This window comes from Kordiimonas sediminis (assembly GCF_014656395.1).
Lineage (GTDB): Bacteria > Pseudomonadota > Alphaproteobacteria > Sphingomonadales > Kordiimonadaceae > Kordiimonas_A > Kordiimonas_A sediminis.
The window spans coordinates 368,099-384,256 of the sequence record NZ_BNCI01000002.1; the positions used below are offsets into that span (position 1 = coordinate 368,099).

The following is a 16,158-nucleotide window of genomic DNA, read 5'->3' on the forward strand; positions in this document are numbered from 1 at the left end:
TACTGCAGTGACGGGGATGGTTGTGATGACACTCTTGTCGCGCGCAGTTTTGTCATATGCCGGTGAAACTGATGGGCAGGCGAATGAAGAAGCAGTATCTAATGCTGCAGTTCCATCTATCGCCTTTTGGTACGAAGAATACCCACCCTATTCATACAGCCAGGATGGGCAGGCAACAGGCAAAAATGTTGTTATTGCCAATATGGTTGCCTCTGCGGCAGGGGTGCGCATTTAGTGGATTGCATCCAATTATCATAGAATGATCAGAAGTCTGGGCTTAGAGGGTCTGCAATTCTGTATAACGGGCTACAGCTACCGGGAGGAAAGAGCAAAGTCCGGACAGTATACGTTACCAATTGCCCAGTCTTCACAGTCAGGCGTGGCAATTCGTGAAGGATCGGATGCTACGTTTAAACCTTATCACGCGTTGATTGATTTGATCAAAGACCGGGATCATGTGGGTGGTTTTATTGCTGGCGCCAATTACGGCGACGGTATTGCCGAGATATTGCGGGCTAATAAGGAATATCACATTCAGATAAGTGGATCAGACAGTGATTTGTTGAAGCTTTTGGCAAGCGGTCGTGTGGATTATGTTATGGTAGATGGTAATCAGGTTGCTTATGCGAATGAAACCGGGCTTTATGACACCCAGTTTGATGTTTTCTATCCAACTGACCTGCGCGAACCTGTTCCTCTTCACATTATTTGCTCCAAAGGCGTGCCAGAACCCACGATGCAGCAGTTAAATAGTGCTATTCAAAACCTTGGTCTACCAAAGGAGTAGGCCCATACTCTCTAGCTGCCGCCATCAATAGTGTCGGCTTTTTCTATCCCCCCATTTCACATATGTTTCACATGGGTGTCTATAGGGTCTCTTCTAAAGGAGAGACGTATGACCGAACAGACTTGTATCGAGCTTCAAGCTGTGTCCCATTCCTTCGAATGTGGCGCGGAGAAAATTCATTTATTTGATGATGTTTCGCTGAAACTACACAGAGATTGTGTGACATCAATTGTCGGGTCATCCGGGGCTGGTAAATCGAGCTTGTTATCGCTTGCAGCGGGATTGGAGAGCCCGACATCAGGGGATGTGATCTTCACTAAAGAAGGGGTAAGTGTCACACCGGAAGAGTACCGGAAGCACATTGGTTTTATTTTTCAGCAGTTCCATTTGTTGCCTGAAATGGATGCGCTGAGCAATCTTGCTTTGCCCCTGCGGTTGAAGGGGGTAAGTCAGGCCGATGAGAAGGCGGCGGACTGGTTAGCAAACATTGGCTTGCAAGACCGTGCGCATCATAAGCCCAGCCAGTTAAGCGGTGGGGAGCAACAGCGCATTGCTATTGCCCGTGCCTTTATTTCCGAGCCTGACTATATATTTGCAGACGAACCGACGGGTAATCTGGATGTACGCACAGGGGCCATGATTTCGGATCTGATGCTGGACTGTGCCCAGGAAACAGGGTGCGGCTTGATCATTGTCACACACTCGAGGGTACTGGCAGAAAAAGCAACCCACTGTTTTGAGTTGGTGAACCGCGGCCTGGAGGTGCTGTCATGAATATGCCTGTACTTGTTCTAGAGCACTTCGCAGCAAACATCCGGCATAAAAACACCATGCTTGTACTTTGGACTCAGGGATTGCTTTCTGTCATTCTGCTCACGCTGACCATGACCATTTCTTCTATTCAGTTGTACCTGGAAGATAATTTGAAGTCGCTTCTGGGGGCGGATGTTGTTGTGGAGCATACGCGTGCCTTGCCAGACAACGATGTGGCCTTTCTGGCGGAGAATAGCGATAAAATTTCCGAGACACTCATACTGCCTGTGTCCCTGACATTTGGGGATAAATGGGAGCGAGTTGCACTGAAGGTAGTGGACGGTGCTTACCCTGTGCAGGGGGCGGTTCAAGTCAGTGATGCAGTTGGGCAGAAGCCTTACGGCATGCGACAGGGCCCTGGTCCATCAGAGATATGGATAGGTGGCCGTGTTGCGTCCCGGCTGCAAGTGCAAGTCGGATCGCTTGTTCGGTTTGCAGGACATGACTTTCGAATATCTGCAATTTTGCATCATGAGCCAGACCGGCTGATGGAAGGACATACCGTTGAAATGCGGGCAATGGTCAGCAAAACATCCTTTCCGTTTGATGCCTTCCCCTCCGACAGCAAACAATATCGATATTTGCTTGCGGCTGATATTAATCAGCGTTCTGAAATTCACGCATGGCAGGGGAGCGAGGGGCAAGAGTTTAGCGTATTGGACCGTCATAAGGGGCAGCACCCCTTGGCCAGCTACTGGACGCGTGTGGAGAATTTTTTAGGGCTAACATTCGTCATCCTGTTTTTTATGGCTTCAATCGCGATAAGTCTGGCAGGGAAATCCAAGCTCGCTGCAAGCCGGTACGCGGTGGCCGTGATGATGAGCATGGGACTGACTGGAAGACAGGGATATATGCTTGCCTTTTGTGAATGGTTACTCGGGTTTCTGATTGCGATTGTGCCGGCCACGATACTGGCAGCATTTTTGCAATTGCTGATCAGCAAGGAATTATCGGCAACCTTTGTCGGGATAAATACTCAGATGGACCCTGCGGCGATCCTTGGGACTATTGCCCTGTTGTTCTGCATGTTTTTGATCATGCAAATTCCGATATTACTTCAAATATCGAGAACGACAGTTTTGTCCCTGATCAGAGAGGTGCAGGACACAAAAACTATCCTGATTACAGCGCTGTGGAATGGACTAGCCTTGGCCGTTCTTGCATGGATTTATACCGACAATTGGACCCTGACAACCATGGTAATTGTGTCGTTGATGTCGGCACTGGCCTTCCTCTTGTTTTTGACATGGAGCCTGTTTACCACAGGAAATTTGGTTGGACGCCGCCGGCCAGGATTACTGTCTTTTGTTCTGTTCATGATGAAAGAGCGACTGCTGGTGAAATCAACGCAAATAATCGGGCTTGGTATGTCGCTGATGCTGCTTCTGGTTGGGGTAGGGCTGATGCAGGATCTTAGAGGCACTATGAACAGCCAGGTCAGAACGCAAAATGGCAATCTGATTATCAGTGAAGCCCCGGATGCTGCGGTACCTGGCATCCAGCAGTGGGCTGATGACACAGGCAGTAATATTCTGTCTTTGTATCCTTTCTTAAACGCCTCTGTGGTGCGGCTTAACGGTGCTCGTCTGAATGATTTTGCAACCCAGCCCAGCGAGGCGCTCGCCCGGCTGAAACGTCCTATTCGGTTAAGTTGGTCTGCGGATGTGCCGGATAATAATAGGCTTGTACGCGGGGACTGGTGGCAACCACAGGATATGAACTGGCGACAAATTTCTGTTGAGGAAGAAGTGATGTCTGATATGGGGCTTTCCCTTGGGGATACGATCACTTTTGATATTGATGGCAGTTTTGAGGATTTTACCATCGTCGCCAGCCATGCCTTCAAAACAGGCGGTACTTCGATCACATTCTGGTTTCAGGTGCCTGAACAATCCAGGCAGCATTTGAAGGCAAAGACCCATCATATGGGGGGTGTTGAGGTTTCAGAGACCGGTTGGAACCGCCTTGGTTCGCTTTTGCAGGAATATCCGTCGCTGCATGTCGTAACTTTGCGGGAAGTTACAGGCAGGCTGGATGCAACGTTTGCATTGGTTAGCAAAGCTACATCCGGTTTCAGCATTATCATCATGACTCTGTCACTGATCGTGGTTCTGGCGTCTGTTTCCGGCTTTGAAGCGAAGGACCGGAAGCGCAACGGGTTGCTTCTTAGTATGGGGCTGACAAGGGAAGACTGCCTGAAGGTAACGGCCTATGAATGGCTTCTTACTGCTCTTGTTTCTGCCGGGGGTGCTGTCTTCGGCACATGGATTATGGGCACCCTGATTTATTCGGACCAGCTATCAATGACTTACGACCCCGACCTTAGACTTTATAGCGTCGTGATTATAGCCTTCAGCGTGTGCTTGCTGGTGACGGGGCTTTGGATTTCCCGGCGTTCTATGGAAATTTCTGTGCGTGAACAATTGCGTGAAAACTGATTTCACATTCATTTCACATCCCGCATGACAAAAGACACAAGACAAGAATAACCCGAGTCAAAACAGCGAGAAGGAAACTAAAATGAACGGACTTTTTAAAAGGGTAAAATTTGCTGCGGCAGCTTTGCTTGCAGTAACAGTGGCGGCACCGACAACGGCGGCAGATCAGGCGAAAGATAACAAGAGCGTTCTGATGGTTATCAGTAGTCACGGCAAAGACGGCGGCGAAACAGCACCGGGCTACGAGTTTGACGAGTTTAGTGCAGCATTCCTGGTTTTCCAGGAAAATGGATTGACCATTGATGTTGCCAGCCCGAAAGGCGGGAAAGCAGAAGCCGATAAGTTTGACCCCAAAGCCCCCCTGAACGCCAAGGTTCTAGAAGATGAAGCGATTATGGCCAAACTAGATAACAGCCTGCCGCTGGCGGACATCAATCCGGATGCCTATGAGGCGATCTTCATCGTTGGCGGTAAAGGGGCCATGTTTGATTTCCATAACGATACGAACCTGCAGAATATTATCCGTGATATTTATGTGGACGGGGGTACTGTTAGTGCGGTTTGCCACGGGCCAGCGGCGTTTGTGAATGTGACTTTACCGGATGGCACTCATCTGCTTGCTGGGAAGAAGGTAAACGGCTTCACCAATGTCGAAGAGAAGCTTTTTGGCAAGAAATGGGCGAAAGAGTTCGAGTTTCTGCTGGAAGATGAACTGATGAAACGGGGTGGTTTGTTCCAGTCGTCACCAATGATGCTAAGCCATGTGGCAGAGGACGGGCGTTTAATCACGGGGCAAAACCCAACTTCAACCGTACATGTAGCAGAAGCTGTCGTGCGCTCACTGGGTATCGAGCCTGTAGATCGCGTGAAGGAAACAGATGAAGTCACTTTGGCGCTGGTACAGAATATTATGGATAATGGCATCTCCGCAGCCTCAGCATACACAGAAGATAAAAGCAAATTTAATGGCCAATTGATCTCCATGTATGGGTATTATTATTCTATGGTGGCAGAAAAGGATGAGGATATTACTCTTGCCATTGATATTATGTCCCTGGAAACAGACGTGTCTGCGCACCCTACCTTGCGTTTACAAATGGCACAAAGCTGGCTTAAGCTTGGGGAAAAGAAGATGGCCCTGTCGGTTGCCAACTCGATACTTGATACCAATCCGGACCACGAAGGGGCATCCCGGTTCATTCAGTCCCTGAACGCAGAATAAGAGTTATGACGCATAATCCACTACATATTCTGATTATTGAGGATGAAGAAGCTATTGCGCTGAATATCGCAGAGTATCTGGAGCCGAAGGGACACGTGTTGGATTTCGCAATTAATGGAGAGCAAGGGCTGTCGATGGCCCTTGCATCGCCGTATGATGTGATCATTCTTGATTTAATGCTGCCCAAAATGGACGGGTATGACGTCTGCAAAAATTTCCGCGATCAGAGCACCCGGCACGTGCCGATACTGATGCTGACAGCGCGGGATACACCAGAAGAGAAAATCACCGGTTTTGAAAGTGGAACCGATGATTATTTAACCAAGCCATTTTCGCTCGCCGAACTGGAGGTCAGATGCCTTGCATTGTCCCGTCGTCACCTGTTGCATACGGACCATGTGCTGGAACTTGGCGAGTTAAAGCTGGACCGCAAAAGTAAAACGATCTGGCGGAAAGGGCAGGAGATCCCCCTCAAGAAAATTGGTTTTGATATTTTGGAAATTCTGGCACTGAAACACCCGGCAACAATCAGCCGGTCGGAGCTTATTCAGAAAATCTGGGGGGATGACCCAACAGAATCCGATGCATTACGGTCGCATATCTATCAGATCAGGGCCCAGCTTGATAAACCTTTTGATACACCGCTGCTGAAAACAGTCCACGGTGTTGGTTTTGCGTTAAATATTGAAACTAACTGAGCGTCATATGAAGCCAAGAAAGTCCATTCAGCCAGAATTTATAGTCAAGGTTTGCTTGTTATCCCTGGTGATCGCGCTGGTGTTTTCTGTTCTGAACTTCCTGTTCCTTTTTGTGGTGGAGGATGAATTCCTTGATCGCGGTCTATCGCAGGAAAAACAAAAAACTCTGTCGGTTTATGAAACCACTGGCAAATGGGAGCAGCCGGATAATCCAAATATTCAGCTGTATTTTTCACTGGAAACACTGCCAGACTCTATTGGAGAAATTCTGCGGGAAAGCCCTCAGCAAAAAGAATTCTATGGCCAAGAAGGACGGCATTATCATCTTACCAGATTAGATAATGATGTTTTCCTGGTGTATGAGGTCAGCAGTTTGCTGATCGTGCGGCCGATGCGCACCGGGCTGATTATTTTTTACGGTATTACTGCTCTCATTATAACAGGGGTAGCTTGTTACATGGCCTACCGCATGGCACGAAAGACAATTCGTCCCCTGGGGCAGTTGGCACAGCATATTGCCCAGATTGACCCGGAAGCGGAGCCGAAGAAATTTGCACAGGAGTATCCCAATAATGAAATCGGACTCCTTGCCGAACAACTGGAAGGCTCTTTGCGCCGAGTGCATGACTTCATCGAACGGGAAAAGCAGTTTTCTCGGGATGTAAGCCATGACCTCAGGACACCACTTGCGGTTGCTGCGGGTGCATGTGAACTGATGGAGAAGGAAGGACAGAGCGCAGAGGACAGGCGTCATCTACTCGCCCGTCAAAAGATTGCCCATGCCCATATGGACTTAACTATCACTGCGCTACTTTCCATGGTCAGAGAAAAACAACAAAACAGTGTGGTCGCGCAGTCCTTGATGCCGATTTTGGAAAATGTAATCCTGCAGTATAGCTATCAATTGGACGGTAAAGATATTGAACTGGATATTCAGGTTCCAGGGTCCGCCTCAGTATCCGCCCCGGATGGTGTTTTGGAAATTCTCTTGTCCAACATTTTGTCCAATGCGTTTCAGTACACAGAAGCTGGTACAATTGGCATCCATTTCAAGGATGGCAGATTATCTGTATCCGACACAGGCGGCGGTATGCCCGATCAGATTAAATCAGGGCTGTTTGTCAAAAATATTAAATCGGATCACAGCAGCGGGTACGGCCTTGGGCTGTCCCTCGTTAAGCGGGTATGCGAATATCACGACATCGGGCTGGAGGTTGAACACCGCATGGCCGGCACTGTTATTCATCTTCACTTTCCATAGCCGTACCCACAGGTACACTCATCCATGAAGAGTGAGTATTGGAAACAAGTGGAATATCGGTTTAGTCCGATCCTCTGAACCCGTGTGACAAAAGTGACATTAGCCGTGCAAAGCTTTACCCGATATGGGAGTTGGGGCAGCAGGTTGTAAAAGATAGTTTGTTTGACGGGAAGTCAGACGTAATTTTCGGAGCATGTTTGGACTTGGTGGAGCAAGGCTGGTTAAATATTAACTATGCGCGCAACGACGGATCGGCAGGCAGAAAGTCAAAAGCATTCACTGTTAATCCGTTGCTCTTCGCATAGCTGCTACTCCTGCTACGTTAGCTACATTAGGGACAATCATCAAACCTAACGTAGCTAACGTAGCGAGTAACTGTGTTAGAGAACACACCCTTGACAAGAGAGAAAAAACAATGTGGAGTAGAAAAAGACCCTATGTACGTGGACTCATTAATTGGAAAATTTAGCTTTTGGAATCAAGTGGAACCCGAACATAAATTACCCAAGGAAGCGATTGAGTTTCTTCGACAACTTTAAAATGGTTATATTGAGGGAAGTGATACCGTGAAGCCAGATAACAATATTGATTTAAAAGACGTCGATTTGGTATTCTCAGTACTAGACACTTTTCCTGATGAATTCATAGATGAGTTTAGGGAAGGTATTTGGGGGCAGGACGTTAAGCTCTATGTAGAAAAGCGGCCCGAAGCAATGATGTTTGCCGCTATCGATTGGTTTATTCCTACCGCAGTATTTCTCTTTATTGCTAAGTCTTATTTTGATGGTTTTTTGTCCCAAATGGGGCAAGATCACTACTTGTTACTGAAAACGGCATTCAGTAAGCTCATACCCAACGGGTCCGTTAAAACGGTAAAGCATGTTTCTTCACCTAATAAATCCACTAGTGATGTACAATGTTCTAGCGCATTTTCTTGTTTTATTGAAGTGGAAGGGATCGGAACAGTTAAATTCTCATTTATTGAAGAGAATCTTAACTTGGAAGAAGTTGAGCAAGTCTCCGACCAGTTAGTGAAATTTCTACAGTGTTTGCAGAAAAATAGGTTGAGCGCAGCCTTTAAGAAGAAAATGTTGGCAAAAAGGCAGTTTTCTAAGCTTGTGATTATTTCGTACGATGTGAAAGCAAACAAGTTTGTGTTGGTGGAGCCTAAGCCCGACTTCAAGTGGGCAGCGCAACAGAGGTTTACTCTTGAGGAAATGCAATAGCTCGCTGTGCTTTAACAATCTGGATGGAAAAAGTGAGTTTATCTGCTTCCGCCATGCTTCCGGTGCAAAAATATATCAGTATACCCTAGGTGGGTACATCTTGTAATTTATTGAAATTATTAGGGAAAGTGGTGCCGGCACCAAGATTCGAACTCGGGACCTGATGATTACAAATCAACTGCTCTACCAACTGAGCTATACCGGCACTTTCAGACGTTTCGTCTTCGAGGGCAGCATCGGCGCGATTGCCGTGTGCGAGCGCTGTTCTATCACAAAATTTTTCCAGTGCAAGCCTGTTTTTTCATTTTTTTTACATCAAATGAAAAAGGACACATTTTAGCCCGTATTTCTGGGATATTTCGTCGCGGGTTCAGGCTATTTCTTGCCGGGCAGGGGCCCAGGCGGTATAAGCAGTCAAACAAAGAGAAACGAGACAAACATGGCTTTAGATACCTCTCGGATGACGCTTGCGGAAAAAGCGGCAGCATTCCCAATGAAAGAAGCACGAGAAATCGCAAAACGATTCTCCAAGCCAAAGCCGCACATTTACTGGCTGGATTTCTCCTTTCATATTGTGTTGGCCTGGGCCGCTTTTTATATGGCGGTTACTGCGGCCCCCTTCTCGTGGCTGCAGGTCGCAGGTGTAACAGTTGCGGTGTTTACTTTTTATCGTGCATTGATTTTCATTCACGAGTTAGCGCATTTGAAACGTGGAACGTTTAAATGGTTCCGCCTTTTCTGGAATTTTTCCTGTGGCTTTGCCATGATGGTGCCGAGTTATTTTTATACCGGCGTACATATTGATCATCACAAGCCCAAGGTTTACGGCCTTAAGATTGATGGAGAATATCTGCCGCTTGGCGCCGGACCGACATGGAAGATACCGGCTTATGTCCTTGAAGGAATTTATCTGCCTCTTTTATTAGTGATCAGACATCTGATCTTGACGCCGCTTTCCTATGTTATTTGGCCTATGCGCAAGCTTTTGTGGGAGCGGGCATCTTCCTTGACGATTGATATGAGTTATGTTCGGTCAAAGCCGTCCAAGCAGGATGATCCTGACTGGCGGTATCAGGAATTTTTCACCTTTGTGTATGTTGCGACCATCGTTGGTTTGATTGCAGGCGGTGTGTTGCCGATCACTGTGTTTTATGTCTGGTACACCATTGTAGTGTTGACGTTGATCTTAAATGCACTGCGTACCCTGGGTGCCCATGCTTACAGAAATCCGGGTGACAAGCCGATGGGGCGCGTAGAGGAATTTCTGGATTCGGTAGATATCCCAGGTACGTCTTTGGATGCTTTGTGGGCGCCGGTCGGGTTGCGGTTTCATGCGACACACCATCTGTTTCCGAGCATGCCATATCACGAATTAGGCAAATGTTATCGCGAACTTGTGAACGAACTTCCTAATCCAGAGCTTTACTTGTCCAGTACAAGACGTAATCTGCCACATGCCCTTCGGCGACTATGGGCAGACGCCAAGGCATCGCAAACGCAAAACCAGCAGCAGGGAATTGCTGCTGAATAATCAAAAAGGCGCGGGAGGGGATTCCGTGCCTGAAACTTAGTGACATAGGGGAGATGTCTAATGAAGACACTTATTCAAAAAGCAGCAACAAAAACATTTGTTGCTGGGGCGCTCGCTGCAGCTATTTTTAGCATCGGTAGTGTGCAGGCAGATAATCACGGTGATGGGCTAAAGGCGGCCGTTGAAGGGCCAGCCAGAAGCGACGCAAACAAAGCACGCGATCAATATCGTCATCCATATGAAACGCTGAAATTTATGGGCGTGAAGCCGGATATGACTGTGGTCGAAATCTCGCCAGGCAGCAGTGGCTGGTACATGGAAATTCTGGCGCCGTATCTAAAAGACAGCGGTACATATTATGCTGCAAGCTATGACGGTGACAGTGACAGTACGTACCAGCAAAATGGCGCCAAGGCTTTCGCGGAAAAGCTGGCTTCTAATCCGTCAGCATTTGGCGCGGTGAAAACAACCGTTTTTGCAAAAGGGAAATATGATATCGCACCAGCAGGGTCTGCTGATGTGGTTCTGACATTCCGCAATGTGCATAACTGGATGTCAGGCGACAATCCGTTTGCCGAAGATGCGTTCAAGGCATTTGCGAAAGCATTGAAGCCTGGCGGTGTTCTGGGTGTTGTTGAGCACCGGGCAAAGGGCGCTACTGGCGGTGGCTATGTAGCCGTTGAAGATGTTATCAAGTTGGCGGAGGCTGCTGGTCTGAAACTTATGGATCAGAGCGAAGTAAATGCAAATCCGAAAGATACGGCAGATCACCCAAAGGGTGTTTGGACACTGCCGCCGCGTTTGGCAGCTGGTGATGAAAACCGGGACAAATATTTGGCGATTGGCGAAAGTGATCGGATGACGCTGAAGTTTGTGAAGCCAGAGTAAACGCTATATTTGAGTTTTAGAAGAAGAAGGCCGGGCAGGTAACTGTCTGGCCTTTAGACTATTATACTGTGTGTTGATCACGTGCGAGCGCCACATGTTGTTGATAATTCCATTGTTTTCCAGCGAATTGTTGGTACCTTGCGCTCTAGATGATAATTAGCGTCCGGGTGAGTTATTATATGTTTATTAGTAGTACATTGGCTGCGAAACTAGGTGAGCGTACGACACTGTCTTGCAAGCCCTTTATTTTGCAAGGACCGCTTTATTTTGAACCAGGTGTCAGCATATGGAATGCTGTTTCTATCAATAAAGTACAAATAGGACTGCATAGCTATATCGCACCAAGTACACAGCTGCACTGCGTGAAATTAGGACGTTATAATTCCATTGGCCATCGAAGCCTGATTGGCCTGACAAATCACCCCAAAGAATGGCTAACCACTTCTGGAATAATGTACGAGGGCGGACCTAATGCCCCAGAAGATATTGGGTTTAAACGCTATTTTGCCGATGAGCCAAAGACAACATTTATCGGACATGATGTATGGATGGGGGCTGGGGTAATAATCACAGGTGGTGTTACTATTGGAACAGGCGCGGTTGTCGCAGCAGGAAGTGTAGTGACAAAGGATGTGCCGCCCTATGCTATTGTCGGTGGGAACCCTGCGAAACTGATCAAATACCGCTTTGATGAAGAAGTGCGCGAGGCACTACTCAAGTCTCAGTGGTGGCAATATGACCTTTTGGAAGAGGATATATATAAACAGATCAATTTCGAGAACCCTCTTGAAGCGATTGAAACAATTAAGCAGCTAGATGAAAGCGGTGCGCTGAAGATCTGCCCTGAGGTGTATGAGGCAATTGTAGAACAAGATGCAGAGAATGTTCGCGTGCGACGCGGGATAACCATGTAAATTTAATTTAAATCGAGTTTAGACATGATGAGGGTGTTATATGTTGAGTATGACCCCCTTCTTGTAAGGGGACAGATGATTTGATCACACCGGTATCCGGGATATGCCGGGATTATACGGGATATAATGGGACGGAGGGTGACGCATCGAATGCTAGGGAAGACAACGGCTTCGGGCGAAAGTATGTCCTGTTTACAATAGCCATAAAGTTAGACATGGTCCGGGAGGTCGCTGGACAGTTGGTTTGATAACGAGTCCCACTTAACGCTATATCTATATTTTCTGCGCTATTCCGAGTGTTTGGCAAAAAAAACACAAATTGGCTAAGTGGGACACTGAATACGGCTATTTTTTTGGGCATTTATAGGCGGTTTTTATCTGCCCTAAATAGACCTTTAGATAATAGCGATTATCCGGCAATTCTGACCAATATTTCCAGTTTCGTTTTGGGCAAATTTCAGGCAATTCCAGATTGTTTTCAGACCAGTAATCTGTTGTTGATTGACGTGCCGTTTTTGTCACTCGGATGATGACTTCAAAACCCCTTTGTCTTGCATCTTCCAGCCGCCATGAAGGGTGCTTCCAGGTGTCATAGTAGCTGGCTAGCGTTGCAATCGAGTTTCGGGTCAATTTTCGAGGCTTTTGGGTTTGAGCATATGCAAAATACACGACCGCAATCCCTAAAATAACACCAGCCATTATCAGTTGGTTTTTTTGTCTTTTCTTCGTTGCCATTTTGCGGCGCTCAATTCTTTTCATTTGCCGACTTTGTTCGTTAGCCTCTGACATGATTTTCCCCCATGTTTTCCTTCGCTCTGGTGTGAGTACTAAGATAACTGATAGCCCTGCTGAAAGCTGATCGCCGCACAAAATTAACAGTTCATGGTGCAGTGATTCTTCTGACACGCTCTGAATTACACTGGCAGCTTGGATTAGCACTTGTAAAAACCCTATCCCGTAAGGGCAGGGTGGTAGTTTACTCTGAACTCAGGTCCACAGCCTGGTCGGTATTGAGAAGCCCACACGGCTCTGTGTGGGTCTCTCAAACTCCAAGTCCTTGCTTACAGCGACGAATAGGAGAATATCTCCTATTTTTAGATGAGCAACCAAAAATTTACAAAAAACAATTTATGTGAGTATTTGGTTTGCGTAGGTTCAGTGTCTGGGGTTTTATGGGGGCTTACAGTGACGCTTATGAGGCGATTTATTAGGGCAAAAACGGACCTATAAATACGCAAATTTCCGGGCTAATATCGAGGTGTAGCTTGATATCAAATCATGTGTCAGCCTGATATCAGACCAACTTGCCGCTACATGATTCTGACTGTTTTTCCTGCAGGTAGCACACCTGATAGTGCAGTGTACTGTGTACGTCTTCCTTGGAATTGTTAAAATATTTTCATTAAAATCAATATGTTAAACTGTTTTTGTCGTTATGGTGCAAAAATATACTTGCACACACAGGTTGGGTGTACTACATAACTAATACACCGAGACGATAAACGCCAATACAGTTCGTCTCCCACGCTGCGGCGAGGCAGTATGGAGAGAAGTCAAAATAAAAAGGCACGGACCGGTCAGCAGCAAAGAGTAGAAAATACCAGCTGCAAAAAGCGAGGAAAAACGAGTACGACAGCAAAGTGGCGAGAAAGAAAAAACAAGCCCGTCACGACAGCGAGGACCAATCGGTCACACTAGAATAGAGCATCAACAAGATGCCAAAAAGCGAGGAACGCCCAACAGGGCAAACAATGTCTGGAAGGGACTGGTACAAGAGCAAAAATGCCGTGGTCCCTAACAGACTTACTAAAAAGCCGATACGGCATATAACAAGAGGCAAAGCCTCTACACGACAGACAAAAAGGGCGAATGTCCCAATAACGATAACAATAAAGCGAGGAGAACCAAAATGTTCACAACAAGTTACAAAAAGTCAAAACGTGCCATTCGTCGCAGCCGTAAAGCTGCCAAAGCAACGTCACTTGCGCGTTTTGCAGCCACTTTTGAATAGGAGGTTGGGTTCATGACGCCGGAATGGACGGACAATCAGCCGATCTACCGGCAGCTCAGAGATAAGGTAGTTCATGCGATAATGGAAGGAGCCCTCAAAGAAGGAGAGGCTCTTCCCTCGGTTCGCAGTGTCGCCGTTGACCTGCAAATTAATCCGATTACTGCATCAAAAGCCTATCAGGAGCTGGTTATGGAAGGTTTGGTTGAAAAGCGTCGCGGGCTGGGAATGTTCGTGATTGACGGGGCGCGTGACAAGTTGATGGAAGCCCAGCGCGCTAAATTTTTAGAAGAAGAATGGCCACTGGTTCTGGAGACTATTCGTCGTCTTAATTTTGACGTCGAAGATCTTCTGAAACGTGGTCTTTCTAATTAAAGGGAGGTTTCACCAATGGAAAATGTTGTAGAAGCAAGAAACCTTTCCAAGAGTTTTGGTGCCTTTCAGGCGCTTAAAGGTGTGGATCTTGATATCCCCTTGGGACGCATTGTCGGTGTGATCGGTGCAAATGGCGCCGGGAAAACAACCATGCTGAATGCTATTCTTGGCCTGTCTTCCTATCAGGGTGACCTACATGTGCTGGGGCTGGACCCGTCGAAAGATCGTGCCAAACTCATGCAGGATGTATGTTTTATCTCTGATGTTGCGACGCTGCCTAAATGGATGAAGGTAAGCGATGTCTTTGATTATGTGGAAGATATTCATCCCAAGTTTGATCGCGCAAAGGCAGAAGACTTTATTGCCCGAACCAATGTCCCGATGGATAAAAAGGTGCGCGCTTTGTCAAAAGGCATGATCGTTCAGGTCCATCTGGCTGTAGTTATGTCAATTGATGCCAAGCTTCTGGTTTTGGATGAACCTACTTTGGGCCTGGATGTAATCTTTCGTAAGAAATTCTATGCCGCCTTGTTGGAAGAATATTTCGATGAAGAACGAACTGTTGTGATTACAACGCACCAGGTCGAGGAAATCGAGAATATTCTGACAGATGTGGTGTTTATCCGTGATGGAAGAATTGTTCTGACTGCTGACATGGAAAATCTGACCGAACAGTTCATTGAGGTCATGGTTACATCCGGCAAAGAGGAAGAGGCCGAAGCACTTGGTCCGATCAAAAAAGGATCCAGTTTTGGCAAGTCTACCTTTGTTTATCAGAATGTTGATCGCGAAATGCTTAAGTCGCTTGGTGAAACACGCCGGTTAGGACTAGCAGACATTTTCGTGGTTACAATGCAGGGAGAAGGGTAATGAATACGTTTAAAGCCCTTGTGAAACGTGAATATCTGGATGGTAAAAACGGATATTTATATGTGCCGGTAATCTTAGCGCTCTTGATGCTAGGTATTACGACGATTGCAGTGTTGGGTTCAGGTCATATTCTGGAAATAAATGGTGTTATGGTCGATGGCCAGGAGGCTGGTAAGTATAATCTTGCAGAGATGATCGAGCACGTTAAGTCCAGCAAAGAAGCAGAGGATCTTCCCGCTGCGGTTGCTATCCTTTACTGGGGACTTGGAATACTGGTTTGGGTTGCATTTCCTTTTGTTGTGTTCTTCTCCTTGTTGGGGAGTCTCTATGAGGAACGTCGGGACCGGTCAATCCTGTTTTGGAAGTCTATGCCAACATCTGATGTGCAAGAAGTCCTGGCAAAGCTCTTTATGAGTGTCATCGGTGTATTCTTCATCTATCTGGGTGTTACCATTGTGCTTGAAATTGCACTGGCACTGATCCTTGGACTGACTGTTTTGGTACAGGGCGGCAATATGCTGGATATGTGGCCAGTTTCCTACATGGTACAGGGCTGGATACATGCAATTCCGCACTATTTCCTCCTGGCATTATGGGCGCTGCCGATCTTTTCATGGTTGATGATTGTATCGGCTTACGCACCCCGTATGACTTTTATGTATGCTGTGCTGCCACCGGTCGTTCTGATCATTCTTGAGGAAATGCTGTTTGGAACTGCGCGCATTGCACACTGGATTGGTACTCATATCCTGGGATGGCTCGATGGAGTTGATTGGCGCCATTTTGAAGGTGATGTTGATGGTCCCAAGGAACTGTTCTCACGTATTCACGAAATGCCACTTTGGGACATGGTCGTGATGTCGGTAACGGACCTCTCATTCTGGTCAGGAGTTGTCTTGTCTGGTTTGTTTATCTACGGTGCTATTGAGCTGCGCAAGCGTGCGATTTAAAGACGGCCAGATAATTAAAACCCTATAATAAAGAAATGAAAAGCCTCCCTTTGTGGAGGCTTTTTGCTTTTTGGGGACATGCCTTCTGCAGGAGGGGGGATATTCGGTTTGAATGTTTTTTTAGGTATTATGAATATGTCCCCAGTTCGTTAGGGCGATGTTAAAGGTTTGGCGCGA

General features: G+C 46.9%; 15 protein-coding genes and 1 tRNA gene. 14 read left to right on the plus strand and 2 right to left on the minus strand.

Annotation, left to right across the window (positions count from 1 at the left end; all coding sequences use genetic code 11):
• Positions 1 to 25 precede the first annotated feature (25 nt).
• From IE181_RS09230 to IE181_RS09265, 8 genes are all read left to right on the plus strand, one after another.
• Positions 26 to 235: a hypothetical protein gene (locus IE181_RS09230; protein ID WP_191252231.1), complete on the plus strand. Its 210-nt coding sequence runs from the start codon at positions 26 to 28 to the stop codon at positions 233 to 235.
• Positions 236 to 259: 24 nt separating this feature from the next.
• Entirely contained in the window at positions 260 to 787 is a 528-nt protein-coding gene (locus IE181_RS09235; RefSeq protein ID WP_191252233.1) for a transporter substrate-binding domain-containing protein, read from the plus strand.
• A gap of 108 nt (positions 788 to 895) precedes the next feature.
• Complete coding sequence (locus IE181_RS09240) at positions 896 to 1,561, plus strand: ABC transporter ATP-binding protein (protein ID WP_191252235.1); 666 nt, start codon at positions 896 to 898, stop codon at positions 1,559 to 1,561.
• On the plus strand, positions 1,558 to 4,038 hold the full coding sequence (locus tag IE181_RS09245; RefSeq protein WP_191252237.1) for an ABC transporter permease: 2,481 nt from the start codon (positions 1,558 to 1,560) through the stop codon (positions 4,036 to 4,038). The genes IE181_RS09240 and IE181_RS09245 overlap by 4 nt, the downstream gene beginning before the upstream one ends.
• An 82-nt stretch (positions 4,039 to 4,120) precedes the next feature.
• Positions 4,121 to 5,260 carry a type 1 glutamine amidotransferase domain-containing protein gene (locus IE181_RS09250; protein ID WP_191252239.1) on the plus strand — a complete coding sequence of 380 codons (1,140 nt, stop codon included), beginning with the start codon at positions 4,121 to 4,123 and terminating at the stop codon, positions 5,258 to 5,260.
• Positions 5,261 to 5,265: 5 nt separating this feature from the next.
• On the plus strand, positions 5,266 to 5,958 hold the full coding sequence (locus IE181_RS09255; RefSeq protein WP_191252241.1) for a response regulator transcription factor: 693 nt from the start codon (positions 5,266 to 5,268) through the stop codon (positions 5,956 to 5,958).
• Positions 5,959 to 5,965: 7 nt separating this feature from the next.
• The gene (locus IE181_RS09260; protein ID WP_191252243.1) at positions 5,966 to 7,219 is read left to right on the plus strand and encodes a sensor histidine kinase; all 1,254 of its coding nucleotides are present in this window, start codon (positions 5,966 to 5,968) and stop codon (positions 7,217 to 7,219) included.
• 566 nt (positions 7,220 to 7,785) lie between these two features.
• On the plus strand, positions 7,786 to 8,445 hold the full coding sequence (locus IE181_RS09265; protein WP_191252245.1) for a hypothetical protein: 660 nt from the start codon (positions 7,786 to 7,788) through the stop codon (positions 8,443 to 8,445).
• 129 nt (positions 8,446 to 8,574) lie between these two features.
• Here the strand turns inward: IE181_RS09265 and IE181_RS09270 are convergent.
• Positions 8,575 to 8,650, minus strand: a tRNA-Thr gene (locus IE181_RS09270).
• Between the two features lie 234 nt (positions 8,651 to 8,884).
• Between IE181_RS09270 and IE181_RS09275 the strand changes: the two genes are divergently transcribed.
• The 3 genes from IE181_RS09275 (at position 8,885) to IE181_RS14715 (ending at position 11,778) form a co-directional block, all read left to right on the plus strand.
• A complete protein-coding gene (locus IE181_RS09275) occupies positions 8,885 to 9,976 on the plus strand; it encodes a fatty acid desaturase family protein (protein WP_229819299.1) in 1,092 nt (363 codons plus the stop codon).
• Between the two features lie 60 nt (positions 9,977 to 10,036).
• On the plus strand, positions 10,037 to 10,864 hold the full coding sequence (locus IE181_RS09280; RefSeq protein WP_191252247.1) for a class I SAM-dependent methyltransferase: 828 nt from the start codon (positions 10,037 to 10,039) through the stop codon (positions 10,862 to 10,864).
• A 179-nt stretch (positions 10,865 to 11,043) separates the two neighbouring features.
• Positions 11,044 to 11,778: a DapH/DapD/GlmU-related protein gene (locus IE181_RS14715; RefSeq protein WP_308430910.1), complete on the plus strand. Its 735-nt coding sequence runs from the start codon at positions 11,044 to 11,046 to the stop codon at positions 11,776 to 11,778.
• A gap of 345 nt (positions 11,779 to 12,123) precedes the next feature.
• Here the strand turns inward: IE181_RS14715 and IE181_RS09290 are convergent, their stop codons facing one another.
• Positions 12,124 to 12,717 carry a hypothetical protein gene (locus IE181_RS09290; protein WP_191252251.1) on the minus strand — a complete coding sequence of 198 codons (594 nt, stop codon included), beginning with the start codon at positions 12,715 to 12,717 and terminating at the stop codon, positions 12,124 to 12,126.
• 1,084 nt (positions 12,718 to 13,801) lie between these two features.
• Here IE181_RS09290 and IE181_RS09295 point away from each other — a divergent pair.
• Genes IE181_RS09295 through IE181_RS09305 form a run of 3 tightly spaced genes read left to right on the plus strand, consistent with a single transcriptional unit; the run spans position 13,802 to position 15,981 of the window.
• Positions 13,802 to 14,161 carry a GntR family transcriptional regulator gene (locus IE181_RS09295; protein WP_191252254.1) on the plus strand — a complete coding sequence of 120 codons (360 nt, stop codon included), beginning with the start codon at positions 13,802 to 13,804 and terminating at the stop codon, positions 14,159 to 14,161.
• Between the two features lie 15 nt (positions 14,162 to 14,176).
• Positions 14,177 to 15,031 carry an ABC transporter ATP-binding protein gene (locus IE181_RS09300; protein WP_191252256.1) on the plus strand — a complete coding sequence of 285 codons (855 nt, stop codon included), beginning with the start codon at positions 14,177 to 14,179 and terminating at the stop codon, positions 15,029 to 15,031.
• Positions 15,031 to 15,981 (plus strand): hypothetical protein, encoded by a 951-nt coding sequence (locus IE181_RS09305; RefSeq protein WP_191252258.1) that lies wholly within the window; start codon positions 15,031 to 15,033, stop codon positions 15,979 to 15,981. The genes IE181_RS09300 and IE181_RS09305 overlap by 1 nt, the downstream gene beginning before the upstream one ends.
• The last annotated feature ends 177 nt before the right edge of the window (positions 15,982 to 16,158 follow it).